Raw genomic sequence first — 17035 nt, 5'->3', positions numbered from 1 at the left:
CATGAGCAAGGCGAACGAGCGCAGGCAGTCGATGTCCAGCGTGCGTACGAGTGGTCCGGTGTTGGGGGGGGTGTTGGTGCTGCTGGCTGCCTGGTTCGGCTGGAGCAGCTATGCGCAATGGCGCCAGGATGCGGTTGCGCAGGAGCTGGAACAGGCGCGCGACCGCGCCGTGCAGGACATCAGCCGGGCCATGGCCCAGCAGGCCAGCCAGCTCGACGCCGTGCTCAAGCAACCGCAGGTCATCGCCGCGTTGGCCAATGGCGACGCGCTTGCGGCTGCTTCGAGCATCCGCGAGCGCTTCAAGGGCGCCGAGGATGTGCAGGTCCTGTCCGGCGACCTCACCGCCGCCTACGACAATCCCAAGGACTTCGGCTACGCGCGGCTGAGCCTGCTCGAGTCGGCACTGGTGGCCGAGCGTGCGCAGGTGCACGTGGTGCGCGATGCCAAGCAGGTCCGTCTCGGCGTGGCGGCAGCGGTGCGCCTGGGCGCGCAACCGGCGGTGGCGTACGCGCGGCTGCCGTTGTTGCGTCTGACCGGCCCGCTGGATGCGATCGTAGTGCCCGGCAGTGCGTACCTGGCCTTGCGCCAGGGCAGCTACAACGTCGCCCAGCAGGGCGATCTGGTGCTGGCCGATGCTGCCGAAACCCTGGCCAGGCCACTGGGTAACAGCGGCCTGCGCGTGGCCGCCGCGGTGCCGCAGCGCGATGACGGCCCGCTGGGTCTGGGCGCCGTGGGCTGTGCGATCGTGGCCGCGCTGCTGCTCGTCATCGCCGTGCTGTTGGTGCTGGCCAGCCGTGGCCGCGTCGCCTTGCCGCGTCGCCGCGTGTCCGGCGAGCCGACCGCCGACGAACCCACCTTCAGCCAGAGCCTGCAGCACGACGCCAGCCTCGCCAGCCAGGCGCGCGCGCTGGAGGCAGATGCGCCGCCCTCACCGCCAGCGCTGGTACCGGCCGTGCAGGTCGCCAGCGAGATGTTCCGCGCTTACGACATCCGCGGCGTGGTCGGCAAGGATCTCAATCCCGGCGTCGCCGCGTTGATCGGCCAGGCCATCGGCAGCGTGATGCAGGCGCAGGGCCTGCGCGAGGTGGTGGTCGGCCGCGATGGGCGGCTATCGGGCCCGGAGCTCGCCAATGGCCTGATCGACGGCCTGCGCCGCGCCGGCTGCCAGGTGATCGACATCGGCCTGGCGCCCACTCCAGTGGTGTATTTCGGCGCCTACGAACTGCGCGCCGGCAGCTGCGTGGCGGTCACCGGCAGCCACAATCCGCCCGACTACAACGGCTTCAAGATCGTGATCGGTGGCGAGACCCTGTCCGGAGCGGCGATCGCCGAACTGCACCAGCGCATCAACGAAGGCCGCCTGCACACTGCGGCAACGCCTGGCGATCTGGAACAGCGCGACATCAGCGACGCCTACATCCAGCGCATCGCCGACGACGTGCAGCTGGACCGCCCGATCAAGGTGGTGGTGGATGCCGGCAACGGCGTGGCCGGCGATATCGCACCGCGCCTGCTAGAAGCGATCGGCGCCGAGGTCATCCCGCTGTACTGCGAGATCGACGGCACCTTCCCCAATCATCATCCCGATCCGAGCGAGCCGCACAACCTCGACGACCTGGTCAAGATGGTGCAGCGCTTCGATGCCGATATCGGCGTGGCCTTCGATGGCGATGCCGATCGTCTGGGCGTGGTCACCAAGCAGGGTGCCATGGTGTTCCCGGACCGTCTGCTGATGCTGTTCGCCGCCGATGTGCTGCAGCGCAATCCCGGCGCGCTGGTGATCTACGACGTCAAGTGCACCGGCAAGTTGTCCGATCACGTGCTGCGCAACGGCGGCAGCCCGTTGATGTGGAAGACCGGGCATTCGTTGATCAAGGCCAAGATGCGCGAGACCGACGCCGAACTGGCCGGCGAGATGAGCGGGCACTTCTTCTTCAAGGAGCGCTGGTACGGCTTCGACGATGGCATCTATGCGGCCGCACGCCTGCTGGAAATCCTGGCCCAGCGCGAGGAAACCCCGTCGGAGGTGTTGGACGCCCTGCCCGAAAGCGTGTCCACGCCGGAAATCAAGGTGCCGGTGGACGGCGATGCGCACGCGCTGGTCGCGCGCTTTGTCGAGCGTGCCCAGGCTGGCGAGGAATCGCCGTTCGAATCGGCGCGGCTGTCGACGATCGACGGGCTGCGTGCGGACTTCGCCGACGGCTGGGGCCTGGTGCGTGCCTCCAACACCACGCCGATCCTGGTGCTGCGCTTCGAGGCCGATACCGAAGACGCACTGCAGCGGATTCGCGGATTGTTCCGCAGCCAGTTGCAGGCCCTGCTGCCGGATCATCCACTGGAATTTTGACCGGCCGGTGCGTCACGGGCGACTGCCCTGCCGGCTTACCGCCAGGGCAGGTCGCGTCGCCACAGCTGCCGACCACACCGTGCTCGGCGCAGGCAGATGCAGGCCATCACCGCAGCGCGCGGCCCGCTCCGACAGGCGTAGGCGGTCGACCTCAGACGTCGCCCGAACAGACGCCGCTCGACGTCAGACGTTGGTCGAGCAGGCGCCGCGCGACGTCAACGTTGATCAGGCAGACGTCGCTCGCACAGATATCCCGCAAGGCTGACAGGCGAAGACGCGGGTCGGTCTTTCCGGCTCAAGCCAGACGAATGCACGCGATCACGGTCACCTGCCTTCCGGACCCGGCATACGTGCGCGATCATCAGGCGCTGCAATCGCGGCGCCGTGTGCAGCGTGGTCATGCAACAGCCAGACCGCATCCCAGTACGGATACCCACCGATCTGCGCGGCCAGCCCTGCGCGTACTGGCAACGCCACCAGCGCGCGCGCGAACTGTCGGTGGTCCTCAGTGGGCGCAAGCGCCGATGCCTGCATCTGCGGCTGCCACACCGTCCCGCCACGGCCGCGCGCGCGATTGACCGCCTCGGCAGCCGCCTGTCGTGCGACCGCAGCCAGTTGCAGCAGCGCAGCCTTGCCCGGCGCCTGCAATAGCGCACACCAACTGTCCGGCAGCAGCACCCAGCACAGCAACTGCGCACCCTGCCAATGACCGGCCGCCGCAAGATTGGCCGCTGCCGCTCGCGCGCAACGCCAGTCGGCAAACAACGGCACCTGCTGATGCGTGTACAGCCGCAGGTGCCAATGCGCCGCAATCGGCGTCGACTCGGACAACGGACGATGGAGGAGCGCGCTGGACATAGGCAAAGCATGCCGATGAGCAAACAGCCGCGGCATCGGCCACGCGCCTCATTCCAGGTCGGTAACCAGCGCATCGCGACGTACGAAAAAACGCGTTGACCCCAGCTAGCGAGCCCCTGCCGTTATCCACTGAAAGCAGAGCCAGTGCAGCACGCTCAATCCAGCTCAGCTACGCAGCCAGCATCGCCTCAAAGCCCGGAAACGTCGAGCAGGAGTGCCGCACTTACGAATCTCCAATCCCCACTCCCCAATCCCCAATCCCCAATCCCAGCTCAATGCACCGCCCGATCCCGCCTCCAGCCGCGATGCTTCACATCCAGATACAGGCTGTAGAACGCGGTGAACGCCGGAAACAGGTTCTGCAGCACGCCCACCGAATCCTGCTTGGCCGAGAACACGAAGTAGCTCAGCGTCATCAGGCTGCCGACCACGCTCATGTACCAGAACATGCGCGGGATCACCGGCTTGCCGGCGCGCTTGGAAGCGACGAATTGCACCAGCCAGCGGCCGCCGAACATCAGTGCGCCCACATAGCCGATCAGCTTCCAGCCGGTGACATGCAGCCCGGTCCAGTACAGCCAGGTCAGCGGTTGATCCAGCCAATGCAGTTCCATCAGCGCTCCTGCACCACGGTGCGCTTGCTGCGGGTGATCAACCAGGCCACGCCGCGCAGGTCGCGGATGCCGACCAGCGCGCGATTGAGGTTGTTGTACTTGGACACGCCGGCGGTGCGATGGCGGTGATGCACGGGTACGCTCACCGTGCGCCAGCCGGCACGCTGCATCAATGCCGGCAGATAGCGGTGCATATGATCGAAGTAGGGCAGGTCCAGGAACGCCTCGCGCTCGAACAGCTTGATGCCACAGCCGGTATCGGGGGTGTTGTCGTGCAGCATGCGCGAACGGATCGCGTTGGCCCACTTGCTGGCCCAGCGCTTGGACCCCGAATCCTGGCGGTTGACCCGCCAGCCGGCGAACAGCTTCACCTGCGGCTCGGCACTGGCGCGGGCGGTCAGCAGCTTGGGAATGTCGGCTGGGTCGTTCTGGCCGTCGCCGTCGAGCGTGGCGATCCAGCTCGCACGCGCGGCCTTGACGCCATTGCGCACCGCCGTGCTCTGGCCGCTCTGGGTCACGTGATGCAACACGCGCAGTTCCGGCGTGGTGGTCTTCAGGCCTTGCAGCACCGCCAGGGTGTCGTCGCGCGAGTGGTCGTCGACATAGACGATCTCGAACGCCACCAGCCCGCGCAAGGCGGCGACGATTTCGCCGACCAGGGCGGCGACGTTGTCGCGCTCGTTGAACACCGGGACGACGACGGAAAGCTGGGGTTGGCTCATGGATTCGTGGTGCCAGATGAAGGCTGAGCGAAAAAGATCGCGCATTGTGCCCTGACTGTCTGAGTCAGGCATGAAGCGAACCTGTGCCCTAGGCGCGCTCACCGAAATAACTGCGGCACCAGTCCACCACCTGCGGCAGGCCGTGCTCGACCGGGGTGGCCGGCTCGAAGCCGAAGGCGGCGTGCGCGCGCTGCGTATCGGCCATGGTGCGGATCATGTCGCCTGGCTGCATTGGCCGGTAGACCTTCTCGGCCGGGCGCCCGGCGGCCTGGGCAATCACGTCGATGAAGTATTCCAGCTCCACCGGGGTGTGGTTGCCCAGGTTGAACACCCGGTGCGGCACCGGCTCGCCGCTGGGTGTGTCCAGCGCGCCCAGCACGCCGGCCACGATGTCGTCGACGAAGGTGAAGTCGCGCTGCATCCTGCCGTGGTTGAACACCTCGATCGGCCGCCCCGCCAGCACCGCGCGGCTGAAGATCAGCGGCGCCATGTCCGGCCGGCCCCACGGCCCGTACACGGTGAAGAACCGCAGCCCGGTTGCGCGCAGGCCGTACAGCTGCGCATAGGTATAGCCCATCAGTTCGTTGGCGGCCTTGGTCGCCGCATACAGCGAGCGCGGCTGGTCCACGCGCTGGTCTTCGGAAAACGGCGGGGTGGCCGAGTCGCCGTACACCGAACTGCTCGAGGCATACACCAGGTGCTGCACGCCCCGATGCCGGCACAGCTCGAGCATGTTGACGAAGCCGACCAGGTTGCTGTCGACGTAGGCGGACGGGTTTTCCAGCGAGTAACGCACCCCGGCCTGCGCGGCCAGATGCACCACGCGCGTGGGCCGGATCTGGTCGAACAACGCGGCCAGGCCGTCGCGGTCGGTCAGGTCCAGCGTGCGGATGTCGATGCCCGGGCACAGCGCCGCCACCCGGTCGCGCTTGAGCTGCGGGTCGTAGTAGCTGTTGTAGTTGTCCAGGCCCATCACCGACTCACCGCGCGCAGCCAGCGCGCGGCAGGTGTAGGCCCCGATGAAACCGGCGGCGCCGGTGACGAGAATGGTCATTGCAGTGGTCCTGGAGATATCGGAAGCGGGCGGGCAGGTGGCGCTCAGAACAGCCCGAAGCGCTTTTTGGCGACGTTGACGCGATCGAGCGCAATGATGTCCCCAATCCCCTTGGCATCGAAGCGATCCAGCAGCGCATCGCTGCCGTCCTTCAGTTTCAGCGCCATCTCCTCCGGGTACAGCGGCACCACCGTCATGAACACGATGGTCTTGTCGGCATCGATGGCCAGGCGCGCAAATCCCTCGGGCGTGCTCACCGGCGGCAGCACGATGGCGCCGTCGAAGCGCACGCCGGGTGCGTAGGGTTCGGCCGGGTGGCCATTGGGAATGGTGTGGCCGAAGCCCAGCCAGGTCTCGAACTTGTGCGGCAGCCGGGCCAGGGTCTTGAGCAGGCGGACCGGCCAGTAGTGGCGCAGGTCTTCGAAGTCGCACTGGTCCATCGGCCAATCGGCGGGCAGGCTCAGCATCAGCTCCATGTACTGCGGCGCTTCCACGCCCTCGGGCAGGGTCATCGGCCGGTCGCTCATGCCCGAGGTCACCAGCCGCAGGTACGGGACATCCGCAGTGGCGGGCACCACATGCACGTCCAAATGCACGGCGTCGGAAATGATTTCGTGCAGCACGGCCGAGATCGGCCCCAGGTGCTGCTCGATATGTGCGCTGATCTGCTCGATGCAGTCGCCGCCGTGTGCCGGCTCGAATGCCTTTTCCTGCGCGTGCAGCATCAGCGTGCTGCCGCCGGGGCTGATCTGGTCGTCTTCAGTGCTCATGGGTTGCTCCGGTTGATGGCCGCACCTGATCGCATGCGCGCACTCACCCCAGACTGAGCGGTGCTTCGCTGGCCAGGGTTGCCTTGCGTTCGGCGCTGAACGCCCACCAGGGCCGTGGCGCCTCGCCTTGCATGAAGCGCGTGATCGACAGGAACACGTCGATCACGCAGGGGTCGTGCAGCACGCCGGTGCGCAGACACAGCTGCGCATACATGTCGTAGGCATCGCGACCGCGCAGTTGCGCGGCAACCCGGATGCCGATCCGCTGCAGATCCTTTTCGCAGGCCGGCCCCACGTTCGGCAGGTCGGTCAGATGCAGCAGGTGCTTGCGATCGACCTTGGCGGGATTCATTGCCGGGGATGCTCCTGGTGCGGGTGCACAGGCTCAGCTGCGCTGCAGGCGCAGGCGTTCGAGCACGCCGTCCAGCGTGTCCAGGTCGGTGTAGTGGATCACCAGCTTGCCCTTGCCGCCGCGGCCGTGGTTGAACACCACCTTGGTGCCCAGCGATTCGGACAGTTCGGTTTCCAGCGAGGCGATATCGGCCTGCGGCGCAGCGGCGGCCGGCTTGCCCTTGCGCAGGGCACCGGGCACCTTGCCGGCGGCGAACTGCTGCGCACGGTGTTCGACCTCGCGCACCGACCAGCCCTGGTCGGCCGCTTCCTGCGCCAGCTTGCTGGCCAGCTCCGGCGCCAGGGTGAGCAGCGCACGCGCATGGCCCATTTCCAGGCGTCGGGTTTCCAGCAGCACGCGGATCGCCACCGGCAATTCCAGCAGCCGCAGCAGGTTGGACACCGACGCACGCGAGCGGCCCACCGCACCGGCGGCCTCGGCGTGGGTCAGCGAAAATTCGTCGATCAAGCGCTGCAGCGCCTGCGCTTCTTCCAGCGGGTTGAGGTCTTCGCGCTGGATGTTCTCGATCAGCGCCATCGCGATGACGGTGCGGTCGTCCAGCTCGCGCACCACCACCGGGACTTCGCTCAGCCCGGCCAGCTGCGAGGCGCGCCAGCGACGTTCGCCGGCCACGATCTCGAACTGCCCCGGTGCCAACTCGCGCGCCACGATCGGCTGGATCACCCCCTGCGCCTTGATCGACTCCGCCAGCTCGGCCAGCTTGACCTCGTCCATCTCCTTGCGCGGCTGGTACTTGCCCGGCTGCAATTGGGTGACCGGCAACCGGCGCAGGCTGTCTCCCGGCTGCAAGGCTTCCTCGCTGGCCGCGCTTGGCGCCGCGGCGGCGGCCGCGCCCTTCGGCCCCAGCAGCGCTTCCAGGCCACGGCCCAGGCCGCGCTTCTTTGCGGGGATCGGCTTGTTCATCAGACGGTCTCCACGGGCCGGTAGGCCTTGTTGCGGTCGTTCTGGCGGCGCACGATTTCGCCGGCCAGCCCCAGGTAGGCCACGCCACCGCGCGAGGTGCGGTCGTAACCGACGATGCTCTGGCCATGGCTGGGCGCCTCGGCCAGGCGCACGTTGCGCGGCACGATGGTGCGGAACACCTTGTCGCCGAAATGCTCGGTCAGCTCGGCCGACACCGCATTGGCCAGGTTGTTGCGGATGTCGAACATCGTGCGCAGCACGCCTTCGATTTCCAGCGCCGGATTGAGATTGGCGCGCAACGCCTCAATGGTTTCCAGCAGCGCGGTCAGTCCTTCCAGCGCGTAGTACTCGCACTGCATCGGCACGATGATCGAATCGGCCGCGGTCAGGGCATTGAGCGTCAGCAGCGACAACGCCGGCGGGCAGTCGATCAGGATGAAGTCGTACTCGTCGCGGATCGGCGCCAGGGCGCGCTTGAGCCGCTGCTCGCGCTCGCCCTGATCCATCAGCTGGATCTCGGCAGCGGTCAGGTCGATGTTGCCCGGCAGCAGGTCGAAGCCTTCCGGCGCGGTGACGCGGATTTCGGCGGCGGTGTTTTCGCCCAGCAACAGGTCGCAGGTCGAGGCGGCCACATCGCGCTTGTCGATGCCGCTGCCCATGGTCGCGTTGCCCTGCGAGTCCAGATCCACCAGCAACACACGCTTGGGCGCGCGCGCCAGGCCGGCCGCCAGATTGACCGCGGTCGTGGTCTTGCCGACGCCGCCTTTCTGGTTGGCAATGGCGATGATCCGGGCCATGCGGGAGAGCCTCGTGGGCAGGGAGTAAGACCGGCCATTATGCGGGCAGGGCGTCGGATCGGGAAATGCCACCCGCCGCAGTGCGCTGCACGGGCGGGAATGACGGCTGCGCCGGTCAGCCGGTTGGCGCCGCGCCGGCCGGCGGCTCCTTCATCGCCCGATAGCGCTGCAGGATGTCGGCGATCTCGCCGTCCAGCGCCACCCGTTGCTGCTCGAAGCTGGTCTGCAGACGCAATTGCGCCATCAGCTCGCGATGGCGTTGCTGGATGTCGGCGGCCAGCTTGTCGGCCACCGCCTGGCCGGCCAGTTCGCGGTCGCCGGCGCTGCGCAGCATGCTGGCCAGCCCTTCGCGCAGGCTGGTCACGTTGAAGCGCGCGGTGTGGATGTTGTTGTCGACGATGGCGATGCGCTCGTTGAAGACCCGGCGCAGGTCGTCCTCGCTCTGGTAGGACATCAACATCGCCTGGTCGGTGCGCTGGCGCATCTGCTCGGCGGCCAGGTCGGCCTGGCGTTGCTGCTCGCTGGCGGCTGCTGCGGCGCGCTCGTCGCTGTTCATGGCGCGCTGCACCTCGGCGCTGCGCAGGCCGCTCTTGGCGTTGAATTCGTCACGCGCCTGATTGACCGCTTCCGGCGGCAGCGTATCGCTGCACACCCGGGCGCCGTTCTGGTTCCAGCAATACAGCTTCTTCGCGGCCGGCTTGTCCTGCGCAATGGCAGGTGCGGCGGCCACGGCTGCCGCAACGGCGGCGAGTAACGCCAAACGGGTGTGTCTCGGCATCATCGCAGCCCCCTGTCGCCTGCCGTCAGCCTGTGGTGTCGGTGCCGTAGCGGCCACGATAGGCCAGCAGCGGTTCCCGGAAGCCCACAAGGTCGGCGTTTCCTGCCGCAAAAGCAAGCAGGTCGCCCAGGTTGGCCACCGCGATCACCGGGATGCCGGCCTCGGCCGCCACCGCCTGCGCAGCCGAGCGGCGATCCTGCTCGGAGGCGATCTCCTGCCGGTCCAGCGCCACCACGATCCCGGACGGAATGCCGCCGGCGCCACGGATGATGCCCAGCGCCTCGCGGATCGCGGTGCCGGCGGTGATCACGTCGTCGACGATCAACACCTTGCGGCCCTCAAGCGGCGCACCGATCAGGCTGCCGCCCTCGCCATGGTCCTTGGCTTCCTTGCGGTTGAACGCCAGCGGCAGGTCGCGCCCGCGTCCGGCATAGGCGCAGGCCAGTGCGGTCGCCAGCGGGATGCCCTTGTAGGCCGGCCCGAACAACAGATCGAACTCCACCCCGGCCGCGTCGATCGCATCGGCGTAGCACTGCGCCAGCTGCGCAGTCTTGGCGCCCGAATCGAAGCGCCCGGCATTGAAGAAATACGGGCTGAGCCGCCCGGACTTGAGCGTGAACTCGCCAAAGCGCAGGGCATCGGCGCCCAGGGCCAGCTGCAGGAAACGGGTGCGGTGGTCGGTCATGGTGACGAGATTGGGGAATGGGGATTCGGGATTGGAAAGCATAGCCGGTCGCGCCTTGCGGCATCCGCTGATGCGGTACGCTTTCCCGAATCTCCAATCCCCATTCCCGAATCCCGGCTCTTCATTCATGCGCATCATCAGTTTCAACGCCAACGGCCTGCGCTCGGCCGTCACCAAGGGTTTCTTCGAGTGGTTCGCCGACCAGGACGCCGACGTGCTGTGCGTGCAGGAGACCAAGGCCCAGGAGCATCAGCTGGCCGGTCCTAAGTTCCTGCCCACCGGCTACAAGGCCTGGTTCCGCGATGCCAGCACCAAGAAGGGCTACAGCGGCGTGGCCATCTACAGCAGGCACGAGCCCGATGAAGTGCGCACCGCGCTGGGCTGGCCCGAGTTCGACGAAGAAGGCCGCTATGTCGAAGCGCGCTTCGGCAACCTCAGCGTGGTCTCCTTCTATATCCCGTCCGGCTCGTCGGGCGAGTTGCGGCAGGGCTACAAGTTCCAGGTGATGGAATGGCTGCGGCCGATCCTGGAGCAGTGGCTGGCCAGTGGCCGGCAGTACGTGCTGTGCGGCGACTGGAACATCGTGCGCTCGGCGCTGGACATCAAGAACTGGAAGTCCAACCAGAAGAATTCCGGCTGCCTGCCGCCCGAGCGCGACTGGCTCAACGGCCTGTGTGCCGATGCGCTGGAAGACGCCAACGCCGCCAGCGGCCGCGGCTGGGTCGATACCTACCGCGTGCTGCATCCCCAGGGCCAGGACTACACCTGGTGGAGCAACCGCGGCGCGGCGCGCACCAACAACGTCGGTTGGCGCATTGACTACCAACTGGTCACCCCCGGCCTGCGCGACAAGGTGAAGGCCTGCTCCATCTACCGCGAGCAGCGCTTCTCCGACCACGCGCCGTACATCGTGGATTACGCGGAGTGAGTGAGGTCATCAAGCCACGTCGGCGCTGGCAGCAAGTACTGACTAACCTGCGCCAGCGCAAAGTGCTGGCGATGCTGCTGCTGGGCTTCAGTTCCGGTCTGCCGTTGTATCTGGTTGGCAACACGCTCGGCTTCTGGATGCGCAAGCAAGGCATCGAGCTGGACACGATCGGTTTCCTGTCCTGGGTGGGCCTGGCTTACACCATGAAGTTCTTGTGGGCACCGATTGTCGACAAGACAGACGTGCCGCTGCTGGGCCGATTGGGACGCCGCCGCGGCTGGATGCTGCTATCGCAGGCGGTCGTGGCGACGGGCCTGGTCGGCATGGCGCTGGTCCAGCCCAAGGGTGGCCAGATACTGGTGATGGGCGTCGCCTGGGAACACTTGGTAGTGTTCGGCGTGATGGCGGTGATGGTTGCCTTTGCCTCCGCTACCCAGGACATCGTCATCGACGCATGGCGCATTGAAAGTGCCGACAATAGTGAACAGCTCGGCCTGCTGACGTCTGCGTCGGCACTAGGCTACCGCTCGGCCCTGTTAGTCACCGATGCGCTGATCCTGATCATCGCCGCACGCGTCGGCTGGCAAGTGTCCTACGAAGTCATGGCGGCGCTGATGGTGCTGGGTGTGATCGCCGTAACGATGGCAGGTGAGCCTGCCCGCGAAGTCATCGCCGTACAAGCGCAGGCTGCGTCGCTATGGACGCCGCGAGGGCTGTTCGACGCCATCGCCGGGCCCTTTCTCGCCTTCATTCGTGAGCACCGCAGTGGTGCAATCCTGATCCTGGTGGCCATCAGCGTCTATCGCATGGCCGATTTCGTGATGGGGCCGATGGCCAACCCGTTCTACGTCGACCTCGGCTTGTCCGAGGATACCGTCGGTGCCATCCGTGGCTCGGTGGGTCTGGTTGCCACGTTCGTCGGCATTGCAGCGGCCGGTTTGGTCTCCGTGCGATGGGGAGTGCTTGCGACCTTGATGGCTGGTGCAGTATTGGGTCCCTGTTCGAATCTGGCATTTGCATGGCTGGCCTATGTCGGGCCGGACACAAGCAAATTTGCAGTGGCGATGGCAATCGATAACTTCGCCAACGGCTTTGCCGGAACCGCGCTGATCGCCTACATGTCCAGCCTCACGAGTTTTGGCTATACCGCAACTCAGTACGCTTTACTGAGCTCGTTCTATGCCATGCCGGGCAAGGCCCTGAAAGGCTTCTCGGGCTGGTCGGTCCAGGCACTGTCACAGGGACGAAGCCTGCTGGAAGGGTATGCCTTGTTCTTCGTCGGGACAGCGCTGGTTGCGATCCCCGTAGTGATATTGTGCGGGATGCTTATCCTGCAGCAGCGTCGGCACGCTGCCGCAGCTTGACGGTTGCAGGTGGACCCGGCGCTGCGGGATGATCATCCAACGCGCCGGAGACCTTGCGAATAGGGAGTAGGCATGACCGATCTGGTGTTGCGGGACATCGATCCATTGCTGGTGGACAGGATCCGTCGCATCTCCGTCGCTCGCGGCTGGACCCAGCACCAGACCGTGATGCATCTGCTCGAACAGGGCCTGTTCGCCAGCGAATACGAAGTCACCGGCGGCCTGCAACACCCGGAAGTCGATGCCCTGGCCGAAGCGATTGCCGCGCTCAAGGCGCTGCCGGCGGGGAATAGTCCGTAGCTGCAAACGGTCAGCCAGCGCTGCCTCGCGTGCGAATCCATCCGGCGCGAGGATGTTGCGACTGCGGGCGCTCGCAACTGATCCAGGCCTGTCACGCCGGATGGATCGCTCCCAGCAACCGCGGCCCGGCCGCCCCGGTCACCGACGGCAGATTGGCGGCCCGGCCTGCGAGCAGCTCCGCGGCCAACCATGCGAACCCCATCGCCTCCAGATAGTCCGGATCCAGCCCATGCCGCGCGCTGGATTCCACCACCACGCCCGGCAGTCGCGCCGCCAGTCGTGCCATCAATACCGGATTGCGCACCCCGCCACCGCACACCAGCACCCGGCGGGTATCGGGCTGCAGCCGCAGCAACGCGTCGGCGACACTGGCCGCGGTCAGTTCGAGCAGGGTCGCCTGCACATCGGCCGCAGACAGCGCCACGTCTCCCAGCGACCGCATCGCCTGCATCGCCCAGTCCAGATGGAACTGTTCGCGCCCGGTGCTCTTGGGCGGCGCCAGCGCAAACCAAGGGTCGGCCAGCAACGCCTGCAGCAGTGGGGTATCGACGCGCCCGCTGGCGGCGAACGCACCGTCGGCATCGAACGCCGTGCCGCGATGCTGCTGGCACCAGCTGTCCAGCAATGCATTGGCCGGCCCGGTATCGAAGCCCAGCACCGCGCCATCGCGCGGGATCAGCGTCAGGTTACCGATGCCGCCCAGATTGAGCACCGCGCGGTCTTCATCGCCCGTGCCCAGCATGGCCAGATGAAAGGCCGGCATCAGCGGCGCGCCCTGACCGCCGGCAGCCACATCGCGACGGCGGAAATCGGCCACCGTGGTGATGCCGGTGTGCTCGGCAATCCGGCTGGCATCGCCGATCTGCCAGGTAAAGGCCGGATCGGCCTTGGGTCGATGCCGAATGGTCTGCCCATGCGAGCCGATCGCGCGAACGCGCCCACGCGCGATGCCGCTGTCGCGGATCAGTTGATTGGCCGCGGCCGCAAACGCCAGCCCCACCTGCGCATCCAGGTGTCCAAGCGCATCGATGGCGATCACGTCGGCGCCCTGGCCCAGCATCACCAGCGTGTCGCGCAGTTGCGGCTCCCAGGCCACGGTGGTGCCGGCAACCAGTTCGCAGCGGCGATGGCTGTCATCGGCAAAGCGCACCAGTGCGGCATCGATGCCGTCGGCGCTGGTGCCCGACATCAGGCCCAGGTAGAGCGGGGATTCCAGGTGTTCCGGAGCAGACATGCCAGAGCCAGTTGCACAGTGGTCATGCAGCTTGTGCAGCCGGGGTGGGAGAGTCAACCGCCCCGGCACGCCTCACGGTGAGGCCAATCGGCTCTACGCTCGACAGTCAGCGCTGCAGCGGCAGCGCCGACTGTCGCGTCGACATCATGGTTTCCACTGGACGCTGGCAGCGATCCGGTGCCGGCCGCAACGTTGCATGAGCTATCAGCTCCTTCGCGAACGCCGCGCAGCCATCCGACCGGCGATGGCCATGTCGGCGGCTGAGGAGTCAGCCGCCGCCACTCAACCGCGCGGCTTGCCCTTGGCGGGCTTGCCGGCGTCGGCGTAGATCAACTTCTCCATGCCTTCGATACGCGCCAGCGCCGGCGCCGTCTGCGCGCGGAAGGCGGCCAGCTCGGCACCCTGCAAGGGCTCGGGCGGCGGCATGGTCACCGACATCGGGTTGCGCTGCTGCCCGGCAACGCGGAATTCGTAATGCAGATGCGGGCCGGTCGCCAGGCCGGTCATGCCGACATAGCCGATCACCATGCCCTGGTTGATGCGCTGGCCGGCCTTGATCTTGCCGAAGCGCGACATATGCCCATACAGCGTGCTGAAGTTCCTGCCGTGGTCCAGGATCACCACATTGCCGTAGCCGCGCTGGGTGCCGACGAACACCACCCGCGCATCGCCGGCAGCCATGATCGGCGTGCCCGAGGCTGCCGCGTAGTCCACGCCCTTGTGCATGCGCATGGTGCCCAGCACCGGATGCTTGCGTGCGCCAAAGGTCGAGCTGATGCGGCTGTAGGCCACCGGCATGCGGATGAAGCTCTTCTTCAACGGCCGGCCGGTGATGTCGAAATACTCGGCCGGCTTGCCGGCACGCTCGAAGCGGAAGCCGGTGTAGGTCTTGCCGCCGGTGGTAAAGGTCGCTGCCAGGATGTCGCCGGTATTGATCCGCTCGCCCTCGCGCCAGGTTTCGTCCATCACCACGCTGAAACGATCGCCCGGCTGCAGATCCTTGTCGAAGTCGATGTCGTACTTGAAGATCTCGTCGGTCATGACCGCCACCGCTGCCGGCGACAACCCCGACTTGCCGGCCGAGGCGTACAGCGAGCTGCTGATTTCCCCACTCGCCACCACCGTGCGCGTGGTGGTCGCCCGCTCGGTGACGTTCTCGCGCACGCTGTCGCCCAGCAGGCGCAGCTCCACGCGGTGGCTGTCGTCGCGGTCGAAGCGCAATGCGCGCAACTCGCCCGGCGTCGGCATATCGAAGGCAATCTCGGCGCCCGGACGCAGCTTGGTCAGCGCCTCCTTGGTGCCCGGATGCGCCAGTACCTGGTACATCACCGCGGTCGGGATTCCCAGCTCGCCGAACAAGGTGCTCAGCGTCTGCCCGGACTTGACCTGCAGAATTTCCCAATCGGTGCTCGGCGCCAGTTGCTTGCGGCTCGGCACCAACGGCGGCAGCGGCAAGGCCAGCGTGGAATGGCTGGACAGCGGGGTATCGATGGCGTTGGAGAAGCCCGGCACGATCGTGGCCACCAGCGCACCGATGGTCGCGAACAGGCTGGCATGGATCCAATGACGGCGTGTCCACCGGTCGTTGAACGCCGCCGGGAGATGCGCCTTAAGCTTGCGATGCAGGGCAGTGTCGTGGAGGACGTGGAGGCGTTCGTGAAAGCGCCGCTTGCGTGCACGGCCCTGCTCTGAATTCTGCATCGTTCAAATTCCTCGCTGGCTCGAAGTGCGAGCCCAATCGCCGGTACCATAGACAGCCTGTAACAGCGCGTCAAACCATTGAGCCTGTTCAACATTTTCATTTGGCGCGGAATTAACCCGCGTTTAACATCGTTCACGTTGTTGACGGCAAACGCCGCTGGAGTCTGTGGTTGGCCACTATCGAAGAATCCCTCGCACTCATCGGTCGCGGCACCGAGGAGATCCTCAAGCTCGATCAGCTCGAAGCGCGACTGAAATCAGGCGTGCCCCTGCGGGTCAAGGCCGGTTTCGATCCCACCGCGCCGGATCTGCATCTGGGCCACACCGTGTTGCTCAACAAGATGCGGCAGTTCCAGCAGCTCGGGCACCAGGTGATCTTCCTGATCGGTGACTTCACCGGCATGATCGGCGACCCGAGCGGCAAGAACGTCACCCGCAAGCCGCTGAGCCGCGACGATGTGCTGGCCAATGCGCGTACCTATGAGGAGCAGGTCTTCAAGATCCTGGACCGCGAACGCACCGAGGTGCGCTTCAACTCCGAGTGGTTCGGCCAGATGAGCGCGGCGGACATGATCAAGCTGTCCGCGCAGCACACGGTGGCGCGCATGCTCGAGCGCGACGACTTCGCCAAGCGCTTCACTGGCCAGCAGCCGATCGCCATCCACGAATTCCTGTATCCGCTGGTGCAGGGCTACGACTCGGTCGCCCTGAAGGCGGACGTCGAACTGGGCGGTACCGACCAGAAGTTCAACCTGTTGATGGGCCGTGGCCTGCAGGAGCACTACGGCCAGGCCCCGCAGGTCGTGCTGACGATGCCGCTGCTGGAAGGCCTGGACGGCGTGGCCAAGATGTCCAAGTCGCTGGGCAACTACATCGGCATCAACGAGCCGGCCATCGACATCGTCACCAAGACCATGAAGATCGGCGACGAGCTGACCTGGCGCTGGATCGATCTGCTGTCTTTCGACATCAGCGTGGCGGAAGCAGAGCGCCTGAAGGCGCAGGTCGCCTCGGGTGAACTGCACCCGCGTGAGGTCAAATTGCGGCTGGCACGCGAACTCACCGCACGTTTCCACGACGCTGCCACCGCAGAGCAGGCCATTGCCGGCTGGCACGCGGTAGTGACAGGGCAGGGCGACACCAGTCTGTTGCCGCTGCAGGAGGTCGCTGTACCGGCCGAAGGTCTGCGGATCGCAAGCCTGCTTACTGCAGCTGGCCTGACGCCAAGTAATTCGGAAGCTACGCGCAAGCTCAAGGAGCGAGCGGTCAAGGTCGATGGCGAAGTGGTCGAAGATCCGGCACGCCAGTTCGGGCCAGGCTTCGAAGGTGTCATCCAGGTAGGTAAACGCAATTTCGCCCGTGTGGCGCTGGTCGGCGGCTGAGCTGCCGCGAGGTTGCTGCATAGCGGCAACCCCGCTGTGCGGTGACCTCTATATAGAGAGGGGCGTAACGCCTGAGTCGGATCGGCGGCTTGCCATAGCGCACTACAAGGGCGTGCCGTTGCAGCAGAGAAGAGCATCGTGAAATTTTTTTCACAAAACCCTTCCCAAATGCTCCGCTTGGGCCTA

Annotated in this window: 17 protein-coding genes; 5 read left to right on the top strand and 12 right to left on the bottom strand. The window is 66.3% G+C overall.

Annotation, left to right across the window (positions count from 1 at the left end; all coding sequences use genetic code 11):
- Position 1: 1 nt before the first annotated feature.
- Positions 2 to 2347, top strand: a complete 2346-nt coding sequence (locus AC1PLS_RS19220; RefSeq protein WP_184381534.1) for a phosphomannomutase/phosphoglucomutase — start codon at positions 2 to 4, stop codon at positions 2345 to 2347.
- A 324-nt stretch (positions 2348 to 2671) separates the two neighbouring features.
- Here AC1PLS_RS19220 and AC1PLS_RS19215 read toward each other — a convergent pair whose 3' ends face one another.
- The 10 genes from AC1PLS_RS19215 to pyrE form a co-directional block, all read right to left on the bottom strand.
- Entirely contained in the window at positions 2672 to 3205 is a 534-nt protein-coding gene (locus AC1PLS_RS19215) for a hypothetical protein (protein WP_260214140.1), read from the bottom strand.
- Between the two features lie 272 nt (positions 3206 to 3477).
- Complete coding sequence (locus tag AC1PLS_RS19210) at positions 3478 to 3819, bottom strand: lipid-A-disaccharide synthase N-terminal domain-containing protein (protein WP_016901963.1); 342 nt, start codon at positions 3817 to 3819, stop codon at positions 3478 to 3480.
- Positions 3819 to 4541, bottom strand: coding sequence for a glycosyltransferase family 2 protein (locus AC1PLS_RS19205; protein ID WP_024940453.1), 723 nt, complete (start codon positions 4539 to 4541; stop codon positions 3819 to 3821). The genes AC1PLS_RS19210 and AC1PLS_RS19205 overlap by 1 nt, the downstream gene beginning before the upstream one ends.
- An 88-nt stretch (positions 4542 to 4629) precedes the next feature.
- The gene (locus tag AC1PLS_RS19200; RefSeq protein WP_184434766.1) at positions 4630 to 5595 is read right to left on the bottom strand and encodes an NAD-dependent epimerase/dehydratase family protein; all 966 of its coding nucleotides are present in this window, start codon (positions 5593 to 5595) and stop codon (positions 4630 to 4632) included.
- 44 nt (positions 5596 to 5639) lie between these two features.
- Positions 5640 to 6365, bottom strand: coding sequence for a suppressor of fused domain protein (locus AC1PLS_RS19195; protein ID WP_184434764.1), 726 nt, complete (start codon positions 6363 to 6365; stop codon positions 5640 to 5642).
- A gap of 43 nt (positions 6366 to 6408) precedes the next feature.
- Positions 6409 to 6717, bottom strand: coding sequence for a helix-hairpin-helix domain-containing protein (locus tag AC1PLS_RS19190; protein WP_016901959.1), 309 nt, complete (start codon positions 6715 to 6717; stop codon positions 6409 to 6411).
- Positions 6718 to 6750: 33 nt separating this feature from the next.
- On the bottom strand, positions 6751 to 7680 hold the full coding sequence (locus AC1PLS_RS19185; protein ID WP_039510312.1) for a ParB/RepB/Spo0J family partition protein: 930 nt from the start codon (positions 7678 to 7680) through the stop codon (positions 6751 to 6753).
- A complete protein-coding gene (locus AC1PLS_RS19180) occupies positions 7680 to 8477 on the bottom strand; it encodes a ParA family protein (RefSeq protein ID WP_016901957.1) in 798 nt (265 codons plus the stop codon). Before AC1PLS_RS19180 ends, AC1PLS_RS19185 begins: the two co-directional genes overlap by 1 nt.
- A gap of 115 nt (positions 8478 to 8592) precedes the next feature.
- Entirely contained in the window at positions 8593 to 9258 is a 666-nt protein-coding gene (locus AC1PLS_RS19175; RefSeq protein WP_100224744.1) for a hypothetical protein, read from the bottom strand.
- A 22-nt stretch (positions 9259 to 9280) separates the two neighbouring features.
- Positions 9281 to 9940, bottom strand: coding sequence for an orotate phosphoribosyltransferase (gene pyrE, locus AC1PLS_RS19170; RefSeq protein WP_024940459.1), 660 nt, complete (start codon positions 9938 to 9940; stop codon positions 9281 to 9283).
- 127 nt (positions 9941 to 10067) lie between these two features.
- Between pyrE and AC1PLS_RS19165 the strand changes: the two genes are divergently transcribed.
- The 3 genes from AC1PLS_RS19165 to AC1PLS_RS19155 all read left to right on the top strand — a co-directional run bounded on the left by AC1PLS_RS19165 (position 10068) and on the right by AC1PLS_RS19155 (position 12532).
- Entirely contained in the window at positions 10068 to 10868 is an 801-nt protein-coding gene (locus tag AC1PLS_RS19165; protein ID WP_039524873.1) for an exodeoxyribonuclease III, read from the top strand.
- Entirely contained in the window at positions 10865 to 12232 is a 1368-nt protein-coding gene (locus AC1PLS_RS19160; RefSeq protein WP_184434761.1) for an AmpG family muropeptide MFS transporter, read from the top strand. Before AC1PLS_RS19165 ends, AC1PLS_RS19160 begins: the two co-directional genes overlap by 4 nt.
- A gap of 72 nt (positions 12233 to 12304) precedes the next feature.
- On the top strand, positions 12305 to 12532 hold the full coding sequence (locus AC1PLS_RS19155; protein WP_016901952.1) for a hypothetical protein: 228 nt from the start codon (positions 12305 to 12307) through the stop codon (positions 12530 to 12532).
- 91 nt (positions 12533 to 12623) lie between these two features.
- On the opposite strand, the gene AC1PLS_RS19150 is transcribed toward AC1PLS_RS19155, so the two are convergent.
- Together AC1PLS_RS19150 and AC1PLS_RS19145 are read right to left on the bottom strand one after the other, a co-directional pair.
- Positions 12624 to 13766, bottom strand: coding sequence for an anhydro-N-acetylmuramic acid kinase (locus AC1PLS_RS19150; RefSeq protein WP_349778481.1), 1143 nt, complete (start codon positions 13764 to 13766; stop codon positions 12624 to 12626).
- 282 nt (positions 13767 to 14048) lie between these two features.
- Positions 14049 to 15467 (bottom strand): peptidoglycan DD-metalloendopeptidase family protein, encoded by a 1419-nt coding sequence (locus AC1PLS_RS19145; RefSeq protein ID WP_481103988.1) that lies wholly within the window; start codon positions 15465 to 15467, stop codon positions 14049 to 14051.
- Positions 15468 to 15637: 170 nt separating this feature from the next.
- Between AC1PLS_RS19145 and tyrS the strand changes: the two genes are divergently transcribed.
- A complete protein-coding gene (gene tyrS / locus AC1PLS_RS19140) occupies positions 15638 to 16849 on the top strand; it encodes a tyrosine--tRNA ligase (protein WP_102251050.1) in 1212 nt (403 codons plus the stop codon).
- Positions 16850 to 17035: the final 186 nt, after the last annotated feature.

The sequence above is a fragment of the Xanthomonas sp. NCPPB 3218 genome, assembly GCF_056725185.1.
Note: the sequence above shows the minus strand (reverse complement) of the source record. Positions and strands in the feature narration are given on the sequence as shown.